15 protein-coding genes are annotated in these 15,428 nt (G+C 73.7%); 3 read left to right on the plus strand and 12 right to left on the minus strand.

What is annotated here, in order from left to right; genetic code table 11:
• A partial coding sequence (locus HLB15_RS06850) for a DUF6597 domain-containing transcriptional factor (RefSeq protein ID WP_376699400.1) occupies positions 1 to 423 on the minus strand: 423 nt, incomplete at its 3' end.
• 51 nt (positions 424 to 474) lie between these two features.
• Here HLB15_RS06850 and HLB15_RS06855 point away from each other — a divergent pair.
• Positions 475 to 927: a VOC family protein gene (locus HLB15_RS06855; RefSeq protein WP_171104558.1), complete on the plus strand. Its 453-nt coding sequence runs from the start codon at positions 475 to 477 to the stop codon at positions 925 to 927.
• Positions 928 to 937: 10 nt separating this feature from the next.
• Here HLB15_RS06855 and HLB15_RS06860 read toward each other — a convergent pair whose 3' ends face one another.
• From HLB15_RS06860 to HLB15_RS06900, 9 genes are all read right to left on the minus strand, one after another.
• On the minus strand, positions 938 to 2,224 hold the full coding sequence (locus tag HLB15_RS06860) for a deoxyguanosinetriphosphate triphosphohydrolase (protein ID WP_171104559.1): 1,287 nt from the start codon (positions 2,222 to 2,224) through the stop codon (positions 938 to 940).
• Positions 2,225 to 2,242: 18 nt separating this feature from the next.
• On the minus strand, positions 2,243 to 2,416 hold the full coding sequence (locus HLB15_RS06865; protein ID WP_171104560.1) for a DUF4236 domain-containing protein: 174 nt from the start codon (positions 2,414 to 2,416) through the stop codon (positions 2,243 to 2,245).
• Positions 2,417 to 2,491: 75 nt separating this feature from the next.
• Positions 2,492 to 3,097: a response regulator transcription factor gene (locus HLB15_RS06870; protein ID WP_171104561.1), complete on the minus strand. Its 606-nt coding sequence runs from the start codon at positions 3,095 to 3,097 to the stop codon at positions 2,492 to 2,494.
• A complete protein-coding gene (locus tag HLB15_RS24740) occupies positions 3,094 to 4,302 on the minus strand; it encodes a histidine kinase (RefSeq protein WP_171104562.1) in 1,209 nt (402 codons plus the stop codon). Before HLB15_RS24740 ends, HLB15_RS06870 begins: the two co-directional genes overlap by 4 nt.
• Before the next feature lie 13 nt (positions 4,303 to 4,315).
• A complete protein-coding gene (locus HLB15_RS06880; RefSeq protein WP_171104563.1) occupies positions 4,316 to 4,999 on the minus strand; it encodes an ABC transporter permease in 684 nt (227 codons plus the stop codon).
• A complete protein-coding gene (locus HLB15_RS06885; protein WP_171104564.1) occupies positions 4,996 to 5,757 on the minus strand; it encodes an ABC transporter ATP-binding protein in 762 nt (253 codons plus the stop codon). The genes HLB15_RS06880 and HLB15_RS06885 overlap by 4 nt, the downstream gene beginning before the upstream one ends.
• 113 nt (positions 5,758 to 5,870) lie before the next feature.
• A complete protein-coding gene (locus HLB15_RS06890) occupies positions 5,871 to 6,719 on the minus strand; it encodes a sugar ABC transporter permease (protein WP_171104565.1) in 849 nt (282 codons plus the stop codon).
• A complete protein-coding gene (locus HLB15_RS06895) occupies positions 6,719 to 8,287 on the minus strand; it encodes an ABC transporter permease subunit (RefSeq protein ID WP_171104566.1) in 1,569 nt (522 codons plus the stop codon). The genes HLB15_RS06890 and HLB15_RS06895 overlap by 1 nt, the downstream gene beginning before the upstream one ends.
• Positions 8,287 to 9,507 carry a sugar ABC transporter substrate-binding protein gene (locus HLB15_RS06900; protein ID WP_171104567.1) on the minus strand — a complete coding sequence of 407 codons (1,221 nt, stop codon included), beginning with the start codon at positions 9,505 to 9,507 and terminating at the stop codon, positions 8,287 to 8,289. Before HLB15_RS06900 ends, HLB15_RS06895 begins: the two co-directional genes overlap by 1 nt.
• Positions 9,508 to 9,648: 141 nt before the next feature.
• Between HLB15_RS06900 and HLB15_RS06905 the strand changes: the two genes are divergently transcribed.
• Both HLB15_RS06905 and HLB15_RS06910 read left to right on the plus strand, forming a co-directional pair.
• The gene (locus HLB15_RS06905) at positions 9,649 to 10,692 is read left to right on the plus strand and encodes a LacI family DNA-binding transcriptional regulator (RefSeq protein WP_171104568.1); all 1,044 of its coding nucleotides are present in this window, start codon (positions 9,649 to 9,651) and stop codon (positions 10,690 to 10,692) included.
• Between the two features lie 222 nt (positions 10,693 to 10,914).
• Positions 10,915 to 12,651: a glycoside hydrolase family 13 protein gene (locus HLB15_RS06910; RefSeq protein WP_171104569.1), complete on the plus strand. Its 1,737-nt coding sequence runs from the start codon at positions 10,915 to 10,917 to the stop codon at positions 12,649 to 12,651.
• A 1-nt stretch (position 12,652) separates the two neighbouring features.
• Here the strand turns inward: HLB15_RS06910 and HLB15_RS06915 are convergent, their stop codons facing one another.
• Together HLB15_RS06915 and HLB15_RS06920 are read right to left on the minus strand one after the other, a co-directional pair.
• Positions 12,653 to 13,912: an arginine deiminase gene (locus HLB15_RS06915; RefSeq protein ID WP_171104570.1), complete on the minus strand. Its 1,260-nt coding sequence runs from the start codon at positions 13,910 to 13,912 to the stop codon at positions 12,653 to 12,655.
• 42 nt (positions 13,913 to 13,954) lie between these two features.
• Positions 13,955 to 15,412: a basic amino acid/polyamine antiporter gene (locus tag HLB15_RS06920; protein WP_171104571.1), complete on the minus strand. Its 1,458-nt coding sequence runs from the start codon at positions 15,410 to 15,412 to the stop codon at positions 13,955 to 13,957.
• Positions 15,413 to 15,428 lie beyond the last annotated feature (16 nt).

Raw genomic sequence — 15,428 nt, forward strand, 5'->3', positions numbered from 1 at the left:
GGCGCGGCCGATCGCGGCCCGGGCGGTGCCGTCCCCGGCCCGTCCGCCGAACGGGCCGACGGCGCCCCGCTCCCCCGGGTGCCCGAGACCGAGCAGCGCGCGGTACGCGCCCGGGCGCAGCTTGCTGCCGACGACGCCGTCCGAGCCCGCCAGCACGCGCCGGTCGGTGGACACGGCGGGCATGGCGTAGGCGAGCAGGCCCTGGCGCTCGGCCACGACCTGCCCGACGGGGTGCGCGACGACGCCCTGGGTGAAGGTCGCGCCGGGCGGCAGGTGCCACGTGATGACCCAGTGCCAGTCGACGAGGTCGGCGAGCTCAGGGACGGGCGGCACACGCGTGAGCGTGAACGGGGCCCGCGCGGGCTCGACGATGCCGAGCGTGGGCCCGGCGCCGAGCACGCCGGGCCCTCGGGTCTCGAACACGTGTCGCATTCTTCCAAGACTGGCACACCCGGCGCGGCGGAGCATCGGGGCATGAAGAACTCAGCGCTCCACCCCAACCTTGCCGTGTCCGACGCCCGCGCGGCGATCGCGTTCTACGAGGCCGCGTTCGGCGCCGAGACGCTCGACGTGATCACGGCGGGCGACGCCGTGATCCACTCCGACCTGGTGCTGCGGTCGGCGGCCGGCGAGTCGACGTTCACCGTGGCCGCGGCGTTCCCGCCGGACTCCGTGGCGCCGGAGGCGGACGGGCCCACGCACGTGAGCCTCACGGTCCCGGTCGAGGACACCGACGCGGCCTACGCCCGCGCGATCGAGGCGGGCGCGCGCAGCCTCGTCGAGCCCGGCGACTGGTTCGACGGGTTCCGGCAGGCCGCCGTCCGCTGCCCGTTCGGGCACCGCTGGTACCTCGTGACGGTGGCCGACTCCGTCACGGCCGAGGACGTCCAGCGCGCGAGCGACGCCTGGATGACCGAGAAGGGCTAGGCCGGGCGCCTCAGGCGGCGACCAGCCGCCGGTGCAGCGCGATGGCGGACAGGTCCGTCAGCGACGCCACCTGGTCGACCACCACGCGCAGGCGCGCGGCGTCGTCGGACGCCGCGCGCCAGTCGGCGGCGAACGGCGTCTCGAGCTCGCCCGGCCCGCGGTCGGCGAGCACCTCGACCAGCTCAGCGAGGATCTCGCGCTCGCGCAGGTACCGGGGCTCCTGGCCGCGCGGCGCCATGACGTAGGTGACGGCGATGCCCTTGAGCGCGAGGATCTCGTGCTCGGTGTCCGAGGGCACCACGAGCCGTGCGGCGTACCGCGTGAGGTCGCCGTCGCCGTAGGTCGCCCGGGTCGCGGTGATGGCCGCGCCGATGAACCGGCCGATGAGCTGGCTGGTCATGTCCTTGAGCGAGGCGAGCGCGCGGCGCGAGCCGTCGAACGCGCGCACGAGGTGGCCCTCGCCGCGCAGGTACTCCTGGAGGCGCCCGAGGGCGGCGTCGATCGCGTCGGCGGTGTACCACTCGCCGTACCAGTCGCGGACGTACTGGGCGACGCGCGCCCGCTCCTCCGGGTCGGCCATGAGGTCGAGGTCGATCCGGCCGGCCACGACGCCGTCCTCGACGTCGTGCACCGAGTAGCTGATGTCGTCGGCCAGGTCCATGACCTGCGCCTCGAGGCACTTCACGCCGTCGGGCGCGTCCTTGCGCAGCCAGGTGAACACGGGCAGGTCGTCGGGGTACACGCCGAACTTCCGGCTCGCCGTGCCGTCCGGCCGCGCGGGGCCCGCGCCGTACGCCCACGGGTACTTGACGCTCGCGTCGAGGCTCGCGCGCGTGAGGTTGAGGCCGGCGGGCGTCCCGTCGTCGGCGAGCACCTTGGGCTCGAGGCGGGTGAGCAGGCGCAGGGTCTGGGCGTTGCCCTCGAACCCGCCGATGTCGCGCGCGATCTCGGCCAGCGCCGTCTCGCCGTTGTGGCCGAACGGCGGGTGGCCGAGGTCGTGCGTGAGGCACGCCGTGTCGACGACGTCGGGGTCGCAGCCGAGCGAGCGGCCCATGCCGCGGCCCACCTGCGCCACCTCGAGCGAGTGGGTCAGGCGCGTGCGCACGAAGTCGTCGTGCCCGGCGCCGAGCACCTGGGTCTTGGCGCCGAGCCGACGCAGCGCGGAGGAGTGCACGACGCGCCCTCGGTCACGCTCGAACGGGGTCCTGGCCTGCGACTTGGGCGGCTCGGTGACCCAGCGCTCGACGTCCGGCTCGCTGTACGACGGCGGGATGCGGCTCCCGAGGGGTTGCTCCACGCCGCCACTCTAGTCCGCCTACTTGTTGTTGCTGTACCAGCTCAGCCCGCCGGGCAGGTTGATCGAGTGCTTCTTCGTCCTCGAGTTCCAGGTCCAGGGACCGATCTTGAAGCTCATGGACGACAGCCCCTTCTGGGTGATGTTGAACTTGAGCGGGCCGAGCGACAGCCGCTTGCGATACCGGATTCCCATGTTCCTGACTTTCCTCCTCGGGTCGGGGCAAAGCGTACCGAACTGCGCTACCCCGGCAAAACGTATGTTCGCCCCTCAGAGCCAGCCGTTGTCACGAGCGATCCGGACGGCCTCGGCGCGCGTGCGCGCACCCGTCTTGCCGATCGCCGAGGACAGGTAGTTGCGCACGGTCCCCTCGGAGAGGTACGCCTCGCCGGCGATCCCCGCGACCGTGCCGCCGTCGGCCGCGAGCGCCAGGACGTGCGCCTCCCGGTCGGTGAGCGGGCTGGCCCCGACGGTCAGCGACGCGACGGCGAGGTCCGGGTCCACCACGCGCAGCCCCGAGTGGACCCGGCGCACGGCGTCGGCGAGCAGCTCGGCCGGCGTGTCCTTGACGACGAACCCGCTCGCGCCCGCGTCGAGCGCCCGGCGCAGGTATCCCGGCCGGCCGAACGTCGTGACGATCAGCGACCGGCAGCTCGGCACCCGGTCCCGGAGGGCCGCGGCCGCCGCGACGCCGTCGAGGCCGGGCATCTCGACGTCGAGCAGGGCGACGTCGACCGCGTGCTCGCGGACGGCGTCGACCACCTCGTCGCCCCGCCCCACCTGGGCGACGACCTCGAGGTCGGGCTCGAGGTCGAGCAGGGCGGCGACGGCGCCGCGGACGAGGGCCTGGTCGTCGGCGAGGAGGAGGCGGATCATGCGTCGGGCTCCGGTCGGGCGGGGTCGGGTACGGGATCGGATGCGGGGTCCGCGACGGTGACGGCGAGCCGGAAGCCGCCGCCCGGGCGGGGGCCCGCCTCCAGGACGGCCCCGGCCTCGCGCGCCCGGTCGGCGAGCCCCGTCAGCCCGTGGCCGGTGGTGCCCGGGCCGCCCGCGCCGCGCCCGTCGTCCTCGACGACGAGCGCGTCGGCGCTCACGGTGATCCGCACGTGACGGGCGGCCGCGTGCCGGAGCACGTTCGTCGACCCCTCGCGCAGCACCCAGGCGAACAGCTCGCGGCGCCCGGCCGGGACGACGTCGACGGCTCCGGGCAGGTCCGCGTCGATCCCCGCGGCGTCGAGGGCCGAGCGCGCCGTGGCCAGCTCCCCGGCGAGCGACGCGCGGCGCTCGTCGGCGATCGTGGCCCGGACGTCGGCCAGGGCGGACCGGGCGAGGGACTGGACGTCGGCGAGCTCGTCCGCCGCGCGCCGGGCGGCGGCGGGCCCACTGGTGGCGCGGTCGGCGGACTCGAGCAGGCGGCCGGCCAGCTCCGCCTTGACCGAGATCACGGTGAGCGAGTGGCCCAGCACGTCGTGCATGTCCCGCGTGATGCGCTCGCGCTCCCGGGCGGCGGCGAGCGCCGCCACCTCCTCCTGAGCGCGGCGCAGCTGCCGGTTGCGCTCCATGCCCTGCAGCATCGCGACGACGGCGACCCCGCCGAGCACCGCGGCGGCGGTGCTCCCGTCGTCGGGCTGCCAGCCGGGCACGACCCGGGGCAGGCCGACCATGGCCAGGACGCCCGCGGCAACGATCCAGGCCGCGGCCGGACGCCGGACGAGGTAGGTCGCGGAGAGACACACGAAGATCGCGGTGACGAGCCCCTGCTCGCGGGCCGCGAGGCAGACCAGGGCGACGCAGGCCACCTGCCCGCCGAGCACCGCGGCCGCCACGCCGGGTGCCGGCCGCTCGAGGCGGTCGCGGAACCGCAGCGCCGTCCAGCCGACGAGGAGAACGAGGCCGGCCAGCCCGGTGCCGCCGACCACGACGAGCGGCCCCGGCGCGGCGAGGACCGCGACGACCGCGTCCCGCAGCAGGGAGACGCCCAGCACGGCGGCGACGACCAGACCGACCCGGGTGCGGCTGCGCCGCAGCCCGTCGGCCTCGGCCGTCGTGCGCGGCAGCGCCGCGGTCGTCCCCCTCGTCACGGCGTCCACGGTGTCACACCCGGGCGGTGTCGCGGCGGAACCGCCACGCGGCGGCCGCCACGAGCACGAGCGTCCACAGCACGACGTTCGCCACGGCCCCGGCGTCGATCCCCGTGGTCAGCGGTGCACGGGCGAGCTCGCCCGCGCCCCAGGTCGGCAGGAGGCGCGCGCTCTGCCCGAGGGCGCCGTCCAGCGGGACGAACAGGCCGCCTGCGGCGGCGAGCAGCGTGACCACGGGGCTGAGCACGCGCGTGACGGCCTCGACGCGCAGCAGGTAGCCCGCGAACAGGCCCAGCGCCGCGAAGGGCGCCGACACCACCCAGCAGGCCAGGGCGCAGCCGAGCCAGACGGCGGGCGGCAGGTCCACCCCGCGCGCTGCGCCGAGCGCGAGCGTCACGACGATCGACAGCGCCCCCAGCACCATCGCGGCCAGCACCTTCGTGGCGGCGTACGCGCCGGGCCGCAGGGGCGTGAGCCGGAGCTGACGGGTCCAGCCCTGCGCACGCTCCGCGGCGACGCCGGCCCCGCAGCCGGTCACCGCGAGGATCGCGCCGTACAGCGCGACCGACACGACCAGCTCCGGCTGCGTCACGCCGACGACCGAGAGCACCACCGGCGGCAGCACCAGCGTGAGCAGGTAGCTGCGGCGGGCGCGGAAGGTCCGGCGGATCTCGAGGACGAGGTACGTGGGGTTCATCGGGCGCCTCCCGCCGACGTGCCGACCGCCGACGTGAGCCGGACGAACGCGTCCTCCAGGGTGCGCACCCCCGCCGCGTCCTTGATCTGCGCGGCGGTGCCGTCGGCGACGACCCGGCCGCGGCTCACCACGACCACGCGGTCGGCGTACAGCTCGGCCTCGTCCAGGTAGTGCGTCGCGAAGACCACGGTGCGCCCGCGCGCGGCGTCGGCCCGGACGGCGGACCAGAAGTCGCGCCGGCCCATGACGTCCATGCCCGTGGTGGGCTCGTCGAGGAACAGCAGGTCGGGCTCGGAGACGAGCGCCATGGCGAACCGCAGCCGCTGCTGCTGGCCGCCCGAGCAGCGGCCCACCCGCCGCCGCTCGAGGTCGGCGATGCCCGCGCGCTCCAGGCTCGCCCGCACGTCGTGGCCCGTGCCGAACAGCGCGGCGGTCAGCCGCACGGTCTCACCCACCGTCAGGTCGCGGAGCAGGCCGCCGGTCTGCATGACGGCGGCGACCCGGCCCGCGGCGACGGCGTCCGCCGGGGCCTGGCCGAGCACGCGCACGGTGCCGGCCGTGGGGCGGGCCAGGCCGAGGGCGAGGTCGATCGTCGTGGTCTTGCCCGCGCCGTTCGGCCCGAGGAACGCGACGACCTCGCCGCGCGCGACGCGCAGGTCGAGACCGTCGACGGCGCGGACGACCTCGCGCCCGTGGAACTCCTTGACGAGGCCGCGGACGTCGAGCGCGGGCGGGTGCGTCTCCTGTGCTGGTGTCATGCCTCCAGGCTGGTCCGGCCCGACGCCCGGCACGCAGGCCGTGCGTCACCGGCCCGGCATGACATCCGTCATGGGCCCGTCCCGCCCACCGCACCGGACCGGAGCCCGCGTCCTCAGCCCTTGACCGACCCCGCCGTCAGGCCGCCCACGATGTACTTCTGCAGGAACAGGAACAGCGCGAGCACCGGCACGGCCGACACCACGGCGCCCGCGGTGAACAGGCCCCAGTTGGCCTCCTGCAGCGAGGAGACCCAGCCGTAGAGGCCGACGGCGAGCGTCCAGCTCTCCTCCGACTGCAGCAGCACGCGCGCGATGATGAACTCGCCGAACGTGCTGATGAAGCTGAGCAGCCCCACCACGGCGAGGATCGGCGCGGTCAGGCGCAGCACGATCGTCCAGTAGATCTGGGCGTGCGTGGCGCCGTCGATCTTGGCGGCCTCGTCGATCTCGCGCGGCACGGTGTTGAAGAACCCGTACATGAGGAACGTGTTCACCCCGAGGGCTCCGCCCAGGTACACGCAGATGAGCGCGAGCTTGGAGTCCAGGCCCAGCACGGGCACGACGTTCCCGAGCGAGACGAGCAGCAGGAAGATCGCCACGAACGCGAGCATCTGGGGGAACATCTGGATGACCAGCAGCGCCGTCAGGCCCGCGCGGCGCCCGCTGAAGCGGAACCGCGAGAAGGCGTACGCCGCCGCGGCGCCCATGAGCACCGTGCCCGCGCCCGTCGCGACGGCGACGACGAGGGTGTTGGCCATCCACGTCCAGAACCGCGTGCCGGCCAGGGCCGCGTAGTTGGCGCCCGACACCGAGGCGAACAGCTCGTTCGAACCGGTGAGCGTGCCGCCCTCCGCGAGCGAGGCGGACACCACGTAGACCAGCGGGAAGCCGGCGTACACGACGGCGAGCACGCCCACGACGTGCCGCCAGCCGACCTCCGAGAACCAGCGTGTCGGGCGCATCAGGCGATCTCCTCCAGGGAACGGGTGCGCCGGAACGCGAGCGCCGAGACGGTCGCGACCACGACGAAGATGACGATCGACAGCGCGCTGGCCAGGCCGTAGTCCTTGGCCGCCGTGCCGTCCAGCCCGGACACCGAGTAGACCATCGAGATGAGGATGTCGGTGTGCCCGAGCGGCACGGACGCGTCGTCGAACCGTGGGCCGCCGCCCGTGAGCATGTAGATGAGCGTGAAGTTGTTGAAGTTGAACGCGAACGACGAGATGAGCAGCGGCGCCGTGGCGACGAGCAGGAGCGGCAGCGTGATCGAGCGCCACGTGCGCCAGCGGCCCGCGCCGTCGATCTTCGCGGCCTCCAGCACGTCGGTCGGCAGCGACTGCAGCGCGCCCGTGCAGATGAGGAACATGTAGGGGAAGCCGAGCCACAGGTTCACGCCGAGCACGGACAGCTTGGCCAGCAGCGGGTCGGTGAGCCACGGGATCGACGCACCGCCGAGGAGCACCTCGTTGACGACGCCGTAGGACCGGTTGAGCATGCCGGACCACAGCAGGGCCGCGAGGAACCCCGGGATCGCGTACGGCAGGATCACGAGGGTGCGGTAGACCCGCCGGCCGCGCAGGCGCGCGTCGTTGAACGCGATCGCGAGGAACAGCCCGAGCAGGAACGTGGACGCGACCGACAGCAGCGCGAACGCGAACGTCCACAGCAGGATCTTGAGGAACGGGCCCGCGTACCGGTCGTCGCCGAACGCGGTGACGAAGTTGTCGAACCCGACCAGCACGCGCCAGCCCACCGGCAGGGTCGTGCCGTCCGCGGCCTCGAACCGTCCCTCGTCGTTCGGCGTGTACGTGGTCCCCTCGACGGTGTCGGTCATCGTGTCGGACGCCGCGTCATAGGTCAGCGTGGACGTGAACACGTAGCCGGTGCGCGCGTCCTGGGTGCGGACCGAGCCGTCGGCCGGGTCGTCGGACACGGGCACGCGCAGCGCGGTGACCTCCTGCTGCCGCTCCAGGACGGCGGCGTACTCGAGCACGTCGTACCCCGGCAGCGCGGTGACGCGGCCACCCTCGACGCGCGCGCCGTCGACCGTCTCGAGCGGCTGGTCGGCCGTGCCCGCCCGCACCGCGCCGTCGTCCGCGACGACGGCGAAGCCGAGCTCCTCGCCGCGGGCCACGACCGTCAGGGGTGACGACGGCGAGCCCTCGACGCGGCGCTCGTTCTGCACGAGCAGCGCCTCGATCGCCTGCTCCTTGGTGCTGTTGTGCCCGTCGCCGTAGTTGGTGAACGCGACGTAGCCCGTGTAGGCCACGACGTACACCTGGTAGACGAGCAGGAAGGCCAGGCCGGGCAGGATGTACTTGAGCGGCAGGGCGCGCCTCGTGAAGTACGCCCAGTTGGCCACGAGCAGCAGCGCCACCATGGCGGTGAGCACGCCCCACGAGCGCGCGCCCCACGCGGCGAGCACCGCGTAGACGCCGAGCGCGTCGACCAGCGCGACGAGGGCGAGCTTGACGAGGAACCCGGGGCTCCAGCCGGTGCGGCCGGCGCCCCGGGTCACGGGCTGGTACATCAACCGATCTCGCCCTGGATGTCGTCGACCATCTTCTGCCAGGCGGCCTCGGGCTCGGACTTGCCCGAGATGATCGCGGCCTCGGTCACGCCCCAGTACGCCCAGACGGCACCCATCTCGGGCAGCGACGGCATCGGCACGGCGTCGGCACCGACCTCGCGGAAGCCCGCGGTGACGGGGTCCTCGGACGCGGTGTCGGCGGCCTCGAGCAGGGCCGGCGGGCGGTCGCCCGCCTCGTAGAGCGCGAGCTGCGCCTCGGGGGTGGCCATGTGGTTGACCAGGAAGTCGTTCGCGAGCAGGGCGTTCTCGCTCTGCGCGCTCACGTAGAAGCCCGCGACGCCGACGAACGGCTGTGCCGGCTCGCCGCCCGCGCTCGGGATCGGGTCGATCGCGACGTCGACGTCGGCGAACTGCTCGAGCATCCACGGGCCGCCCACGATGAAGGGGGACTCGCCCTTGGCGAACGCGGCGACGGCGACGTCGTAGGTGACGTCGGTGCTCAGCGTGCCCGCCTCAGCCTGCTCGGCCAGCCACTGCGCGAAGGCCGTGCCGCCCTCGCCGCCGAGCGCGAGCTCCGGCGTGTAGGAGCCGTCCTCGTTCTGCTCGAAGACCGGCGCGCCGAACGACGTCTGCAGCGGGTAGTACGTGTAGGGGTCGCCCTCGGTGGACGTCTGGATCAGCAGCGGGTACCGCGTCCCCGCCTCCTCGCCCGCAGCGATCGCGTCGTCCCACGTGGCCGGCGCCTCGGGCGCGAGCTCCGTGTTGCGGATGAGCGCGATGTTCTCGACGGCGTAGGGCAGGCCGTAGACCTGGCCGTCCTGCGTGAACGCGGCGACCGACACGGGCTCGAAGGCGTCGGCGGTGTCGCCGAGCTCGATGGGGGCCACGACGCCGTTCGTCGTGAGCTCGCCCAGCCAGTCGTGCGCGCCGACCGTGATGTCGGGGCCCTTGCCCGTGGGCACCTGGGCCAGGAAGTCGGGGCGGATGTCCTCGAAGTTCTTGAGGACCACCTCGACCTGCGCGCCCGTGGCCTCCTCGAAGCCGGTGGCCGCGTCCTCGACGGCGGCCTGGCGGGTCTCGTCGACCCAGACGGTGAGGGTGGCGCCCGCGCCGTCCGGCGCGGACGACTCCTCGCCCGCCGGTTCCTCGGCGCCGCCCGAGCAGGCGGTCAGCGCAAGCGTCGCGGTCAGCGCGGCGGCGGTCAGGATGCTCCGTCGCATCGTCACTCCTGTGGTTCACGGCCCGAGCGGGCCTGGTTCGGATGCCCGAACCGTACGGCGCGGCTGACAGGTCTTGCAAGGCGTTGCGATAAAGTTTCAGCAACGCTTGCAGTCGTATGAAAGCCGGGACGAGGAGGTCCGATGTCACCTAGGCTGCCTGGCGTGCGCACTCGACTGACGGACCTCGCCGAGCAGGCAGGGGTCTCCACCGCGACGGTGTCGCGCGTGCTCAACGGCAAGCCCGGCGTCGCGGGCGAGACCCGGCAGGCGGTGCTCGCGGCCCTCGACGTGCTCGGCTACGAACGGCCGTCCGCCCTGCGCGCGCGGCCCGCCGGCCTCATCGGGCTGGTCGTGCCCGAGCTGTCCAACCCGGTGTTCCCCGCGTTCGCGCAGGCCATCGAGTCGCAGCTCGCCTCGCGCGGGTACACGCCGCTGCTGTGCACCCAGTCCCCCGGCGGCACGACGGAGGACGAGTACGTCGAGACGCTCATCGACCACGCCGTCGACGGCATCGTGTTCGTCTCCGGCAAGCACGCCGACACGCGCGCCTCCACCGAGCGCTACCAGCGTCTGCGCGGGCGCGGCCTGCCGATCGTGCTCATCAACGGGTACGCCGAGGGCATCGACGCCCCGTTCGTCTCGCCGGACGACGCCGCGAGCGTCGAGCTGTCCGTGCGCCACCTCGTCGCGCTGGGCCACCGCCGCATCGGCATGGCCATCGGCCCCGACCGGTTCGTGCCAGCGCGGCGCAAGATCGCCGCGTTCGTGGCGCAGCTCGTGCGGCACGGCCTCGCGGCGGACGAGGCGGCGGGCCGCGAGCACGTGAGCCTCACGCTCTACACCCTCGAGGGTGGCCAGGCCGCGGCCGGCGAGCTGTTCGACAGCGGCCACACCGCCGTCGTCTGCGGGTCCGACCTCATGGCGCTCGGCGCCGTGCGGGCCGCGCACGCCCGGGGGCTGTCGGTGCCCGACGACGTGAGCGTGGTGGGCTACGACGACTCCCCGCTGGTCGCGTTCACCGACCCGCCGCTGACGACCGTGCGCCAGCCCGTCGCCGACATGGCGCACGCCGCGGTGAGCGCGCTGCTCACGGAGATCCACGGCGAGCGCGCGCCGCGCGCCGAGCTGCTGTTCGTGCCCGAGCTCGTGGTGCGGGGGTCGACCGGGGCGGCGCCCCAGGGCTGAACCGGCTTGCTCCGCACGCCCCGCCGTCGGCGTCGCGCCGCTGAGATGGTGCTGCGCCGCCACGGCGACCGGGGCACAGCGCGGCGACCGCCAGGGGCCGGCGGCGCGGGAGGCCGCGACCTGAGCGGGCGGCCCGTCGGGAAGAAATCCTCCCGTACGCTTGCTGCAACCTTGCAGGACCATTCCCCCCGACCCACCCCCGACCTACGAGGACGCTTCACCGTGACCCGCACCGCCCCGCCCAGCACCGACGACCTCACCGCGACCGACACCGTCAACTCCCCCGCCCGGGGTGGCGAGTGGTGGCGCGACGCCGTCATCTACCAGGTCTACCCCCGCTCGTTCGCGGACGGCGACGGCGACGGCATCGGCGACCTGCCCGGCGTCACCGCCCGACTCGACCACCTGGAGCAGCTCGGCGTCGACGCCGTCTGGCTCAGCCCGTTCTACCGCTCCCCCCAGAAGGACGCCGGGTACGACGTCGCCGACTACCGCGACATCGACCCGCTGTTCGGCACGCTGGCCGACTTCGACGAGATGCTCGCCGCCGCGCACGAACGCGGCCTCAAGGTCATCGTCGACCTGGTCCCCAACCACTCCTCCGACCAGCACGTCTGGTTCCAGGAGGCGCTCGCCGCGGCCCCCGGCTCGGCCGCGCGCGCCCGGTACGTCTTCCGCGACGGGCGCGGCCCGGCGGGCGACGAGCCGCCGAACAACTGGCAGTCCATCTTCGGCGGCCCCGCCTGGACCCGCCTGGCCCCGCGCGAGGACGACGGCCCGCTCGGCCCGCAGTGGTACCTGCACCTGTTCGACTCGTCGCAGCCGGACCTCGACTGGGACAACCCCGAGGTCCGCGCCGAGTTCGAGGACGTCCTGCGGTTCTGGCTCGACCGGGGCGTCGACGGGTTCCGCGTCGACGTCGCGCACGGCATGGTCAAGGCGCCCGGCCTGCCCGACTGGGACGGCACCACGTCCATGGTCGAGGGCACGGTCGCCGAGGACGGCTCGACGGGCGCGGGCAACAGCGGCCCCATGTTCGACCAGGAGGGCGTGCACGACATCTACCGCGCCTGGCACCGGGTGCTGGCCGAGTACGACGGCGACCGCGCCCTCGTGGCCGAGGCGTGGGTCGAGCCGCTGAGCCGCCTGGCCCGCTACGTGCGCCCGGACGAGATGCACCAGGCGTTCAACTTCTCCTTCCTCACCACGCCGTGGGACGCCGCCACGCTGCGCACCGTGGTCGACGTGTCGCTGCGCACCATGGACGCCGTCGGCGCGCCCACCACCTGGGTGCTGTCCAACCACGACGTCGTGCGGCACGCGTCGCGCTTCGGCCTCCCCGAGATCGGCGGGCGCCAGCTCAACGGCATCGGCGCGGACGACCCGCAGCCCGACGCCGCGCTCGGCCTGCGCCGCGCCCGCGCGGCGACCCTGCTCATGCTCGGCCTGCCGGGCTCGGCCTACGTCTACCAGGGCGAGGAGCTCGGTCTGCCCGACCACACGGCGCTGCCCGCCGAGGTGCGTCAGGACCCGTCGTTCTTCCGCACGGACGGCGCCGAGCCGGGCCGCGACGGCTGCCGCGTGCCGCTGCCGTGGGTCGGGGGCGCGCCGGGCAACGGGTTCGGCCCGACCGGGAAGACGTGGCTGCCGCAGCCCGAGGCGTACGCCGAGCTGGCCGCCGACCGGCAGTACGGCGTCGAGGGCTCGACGTTCGAGCTGTACCGGACAGCCCTGGGTCTGCGCCGGGCCGAGAAGATCGGCACGAGCACGCTGGCGTGGGTCGACTCGCTGGCGTCCGACCCGGACGTCGTCGCCTTCCAGGTCGCCGGCGTCGTGGTGCTGGCCAACCTCGGCGGCACGCCGGTGCCGCTGCCCGCGGACGCCCAGGTGCTCGTCGCCTCGGGCGACCTGGTCGACGGCGCCCTGCCGGCCGACACGACCGTCTGGCTGCGCGCGTAGCTCAGGACACCGGGTCGCGGGCGATGGGGCAGGTCATGCAGTGGCCTCCCCCGCGCCCGCGGCCCAGCTCCGCGCCGTCGATCTCGACGACCTCGATGCCGGCCTTGCGCAGCAGCCGGTTGGTCGTCGTGTTCCGGTCGTAGGTGTAGACCACGCCGGGCTCGACCGCGACGGCGTTGTTGCCGCTGTCCCACTGCTGCCGCTCCGACTCGTAGACGTCGCCCCCTGTCTCGATGACCTGGAGCCTGCCGAGGCCGGTCTCGCGGGCCACGACGTCGAGGAACGACGTGCCCGTCTCGTCGGTGACCGACAGGCCGCCGCCGTCGCCCGGGCGCAGCACGAACGGGTGGATGTCGCCGACGATGCGCGGGTAGACGGTCACGGTGTCGACGTCCGCGAACGTCATCACCGTGTCGAGGTGCATCGCCGAGCGCAGCCGCGGCATGCCGGCCACGACGACACGCTCGGCCGCGCCCTGCTCGAACAGCGCGGCCGCGAGCTGCGTGATCCCCTGCCGCGACGTGCGCTCGCTCATGCCGACGAGCACCGTGCCGTCACCGACCGGCATGACGTCGCCGCCCTCGACCGTGGCCCGCTGGTGGTCGGTCTCCGGGTCACCCCACCAGACCGTCGACCCGACGAAGTCCGGGTGGAACTCGTACACGGCCTTCATGAGCAGCGTCTCGTCGTGGCGCGCGGGCCAGTACAGCGGGTTGAGCGTCACGCCGCCGTACAGCCAGCACGTGGTGTCCCGCGTGAACAGCGTGTTGGGCACGGGCGCCATGAGGTACTCGCGGGTGTCGGGCGTGTACTCCGCGAGCGCCCGGTGGGCCGGCGGCAGGTCGGGCACGTCGTCCGTGGCCAGGCCGCCGACCAGGTGCTCGGCGAGCTGCTCGGGCTCCAGCCCCTCGAGGAAGGCGCGGGTCGCCTCCAGCAGGCCGGGGCCGACGACGCCGGGCACGATCTTGCGGTCCAGCAGCCAGTCGCGCGCGCCCGGTACCCGCAGGGTCGCGGCGAGCACCTCGTGCAGCTCGACGACGTCGACGCCGCGCGAGCGCAGGTCCGCGACGAACGCGGCGTGGTGCTCGATGGCGCGGTCCACCCACAGCACGTCGTCGAACAGCAGCTCGTCCGACGTGGTGGGGGTGAGCCGCCGGTGCGCGAGGCCGGGCCGGCACACGAGCACCTTGCGCAGGCGGCCGACCTCGGAGTGGACGCCGTAGGCCGCCGACGGAGGCGGCGCATCGGTCGGGGTGGTCATGGTGGCCCCTCTCGGGTCGGGGTGGGTCGGGTCTCGGGTGGCTCAGATGGAGATCGCGCCCGTGGCGAGCGCGACGACGCCCGCGACCGCCCCGGCCACGGACACGACGAAGATCACGAGCTCGCCGCGGCTGAAGACGCGGCGGCCCTGCTCGCGGCGGGTCATCGCGAAGAGGATGGTCGCGGGGGCGTAGATGACGAACGAGAGCAGCACGAACGTGAGCCCGGCCGCGAAGAGCAGGAACGCGGTGTAGACGACGGCGAGCGCCGCGACGACGAGGTCGCCGCGGGTGGGCGTGCCCGCGGCCGTCCCGCCGCGGCCCACGGCGAGCTTGAGCGCGTAGCCCGCGGCGAGCAGGAACGGGATGAGGGTGAGCGCGCTGGTGAGGTCGAGGGCGAAGGTGAACGCGTCGTCCGACAGCAGCGTCACGACCAGCATCACCTGGATGAGCAGCGTGCTGAGCAGCAGCGCGGCGCGCGGCACGTCGTTGTGGTCGATCCGGGCGAGGAAGCGGGGCATGTCGCGGTCCTTGGCGGCGACGTACAGCACCTCGGACGCCATGAGGGTCCAGGCGAGGTACGCGCCGAGCACCGAGACGATGAGCCCGGCACTGACGAACACGGCGCCCCACCCGCCGACGGCGGCCTCCAGCACGCCCGCCATCGACGGCTGCCGGAGCTGAGCGAGCTCCTCCATGGGCAGGATGCCGTAGGACACGATCGTCACGGACGCGAAGATCGAGAGCACCATGAGGAAGCCGAGCACGGTGGCGCGGCCGACGTCCTCCCGGCGCCGCGCGTGCCGCGAGTAGACGCTCGCGCCCTCGACGCCGAGGAAGACGAAGACGGTCGCCAGCATCGTGCCGCGCACCTGCTCGAACAGCGGGCCGGTGATGCCGTAGCCCTGGAAGTTCTCGGCGAGCACCTGCGGGTCGAGCAGGAAGACGGCGATGAGCACGAACGCGATGATCGGCAGCACCTTGGCGACGGTGACGATGCGGTTGATCGCCGTCGCCTCCTTCACACCGCGCCGCACGAGCAGGTAGAACAGCCACACGCACGCGGTCGAGGCGGCGAACGCGACGACGGTGTCGCCCTCGCCGAGCACCGGGAGGACGGCACCCAGCGTGGACATGATGAGGATCCAGTAGGTGACGTTGCCCACGCACGCGCTCGCCCAGTACCCGAACGCCGAGAAGAAGCCGAGGTACTCGCCGAACCCGGCCTTCGCGTACGCGTAGACGCCCGAGTCGAGCTCGGGCTTGCGGATCGCCAGGCGCTGGAAGACGAACGCGAGCATGAGCATGCCCGTGCCCGCGACCGCCCAGGAGATCAGGGCGCCGAGCACGCCCGTCTCGCCCGCGAAGCGGCTGGGCAGGGAGAACACCCCCGCGCCGACCATCGAGCCGACGACCATCGCGGTGAGGGTCGCGAGGGTGATCGTCGCGGTGGCGGGCGGGCTGTGCTGAGTGCCGTGGTGCGTCGTGTCGTCCGACTGCATGGCGGGGCCCTTCGAA

The sequence above is a fragment of the Promicromonospora citrea genome (assembly GCF_013004695.1).
Classification (GTDB): domain Bacteria; phylum Actinomycetota; class Actinomycetes; order Actinomycetales; family Cellulomonadaceae; genus Promicromonospora; species Promicromonospora citrea.

Bases quoted from the DNA above. Each gene is read 5' to 3' on its own strand.
- HLB15_RS06855 (WP_171104558.1), top strand. From the start codon at position 475: ATGAAGAACTCAGCGCTCCACCCCAACCTTGCCGTGTCCGACGCCCGC.
- HLB15_RS06865 (WP_171104560.1), bottom strand. From the start codon at position 2,416: ATGGGAATCCGGTATCGCAAGCGGCTGTCGCTCGGCCCGCTCAAGTTC.
- HLB15_RS06870 (WP_171104561.1), bottom strand. From the start codon at position 3,097: ATGATCCGCCTCCTCCTCGCCGACGACCAGGCCCTCGTCCGCGGCGCC.
- HLB15_RS06880 (WP_171104563.1), bottom strand. From the start codon at position 4,999: ATGAACCCCACGTACCTCGTCCTCGAGATCCGCCGGACCTTCCGCGCC.
- HLB15_RS06885 (WP_171104564.1), bottom strand. From the start codon at position 5,757: ATGACACCAGCACAGGAGACGCACCCGCCCGCGCTCGACGTCCGCGGC.
- HLB15_RS06890 (WP_171104565.1), bottom strand. From the start codon at position 6,719: ATGCGCCCGACACGCTGGTTCTCGGAGGTCGGCTGGCGGCACGTCGTG.
- HLB15_RS06895 (WP_171104566.1), bottom strand. From the start codon at position 8,287: ATGTACCAGCCCGTGACCCGGGGCGCCGGCCGCACCGGCTGGAGCCCC.
- HLB15_RS06900 (WP_171104567.1), bottom strand. From the start codon at position 9,507: ATGCGACGGAGCATCCTGACCGCCGCCGCGCTGACCGCGACGCTTGCG.
- HLB15_RS06905 (WP_171104568.1), top strand. From the start codon at position 9,649: ATGTCACCTAGGCTGCCTGGCGTGCGCACTCGACTGACGGACCTCGCC.
- HLB15_RS06915 (WP_171104570.1), bottom strand. From the start codon at position 13,912: ATGACCACCCCGACCGATGCGCCGCCTCCGTCGGCGGCCTACGGCGTC.
- HLB15_RS06920 (WP_171104571.1), bottom strand. From the start codon at position 15,412: ATGCAGTCGGACGACACGACGCACCACGGCACTCAGCACAGCCCGCCC.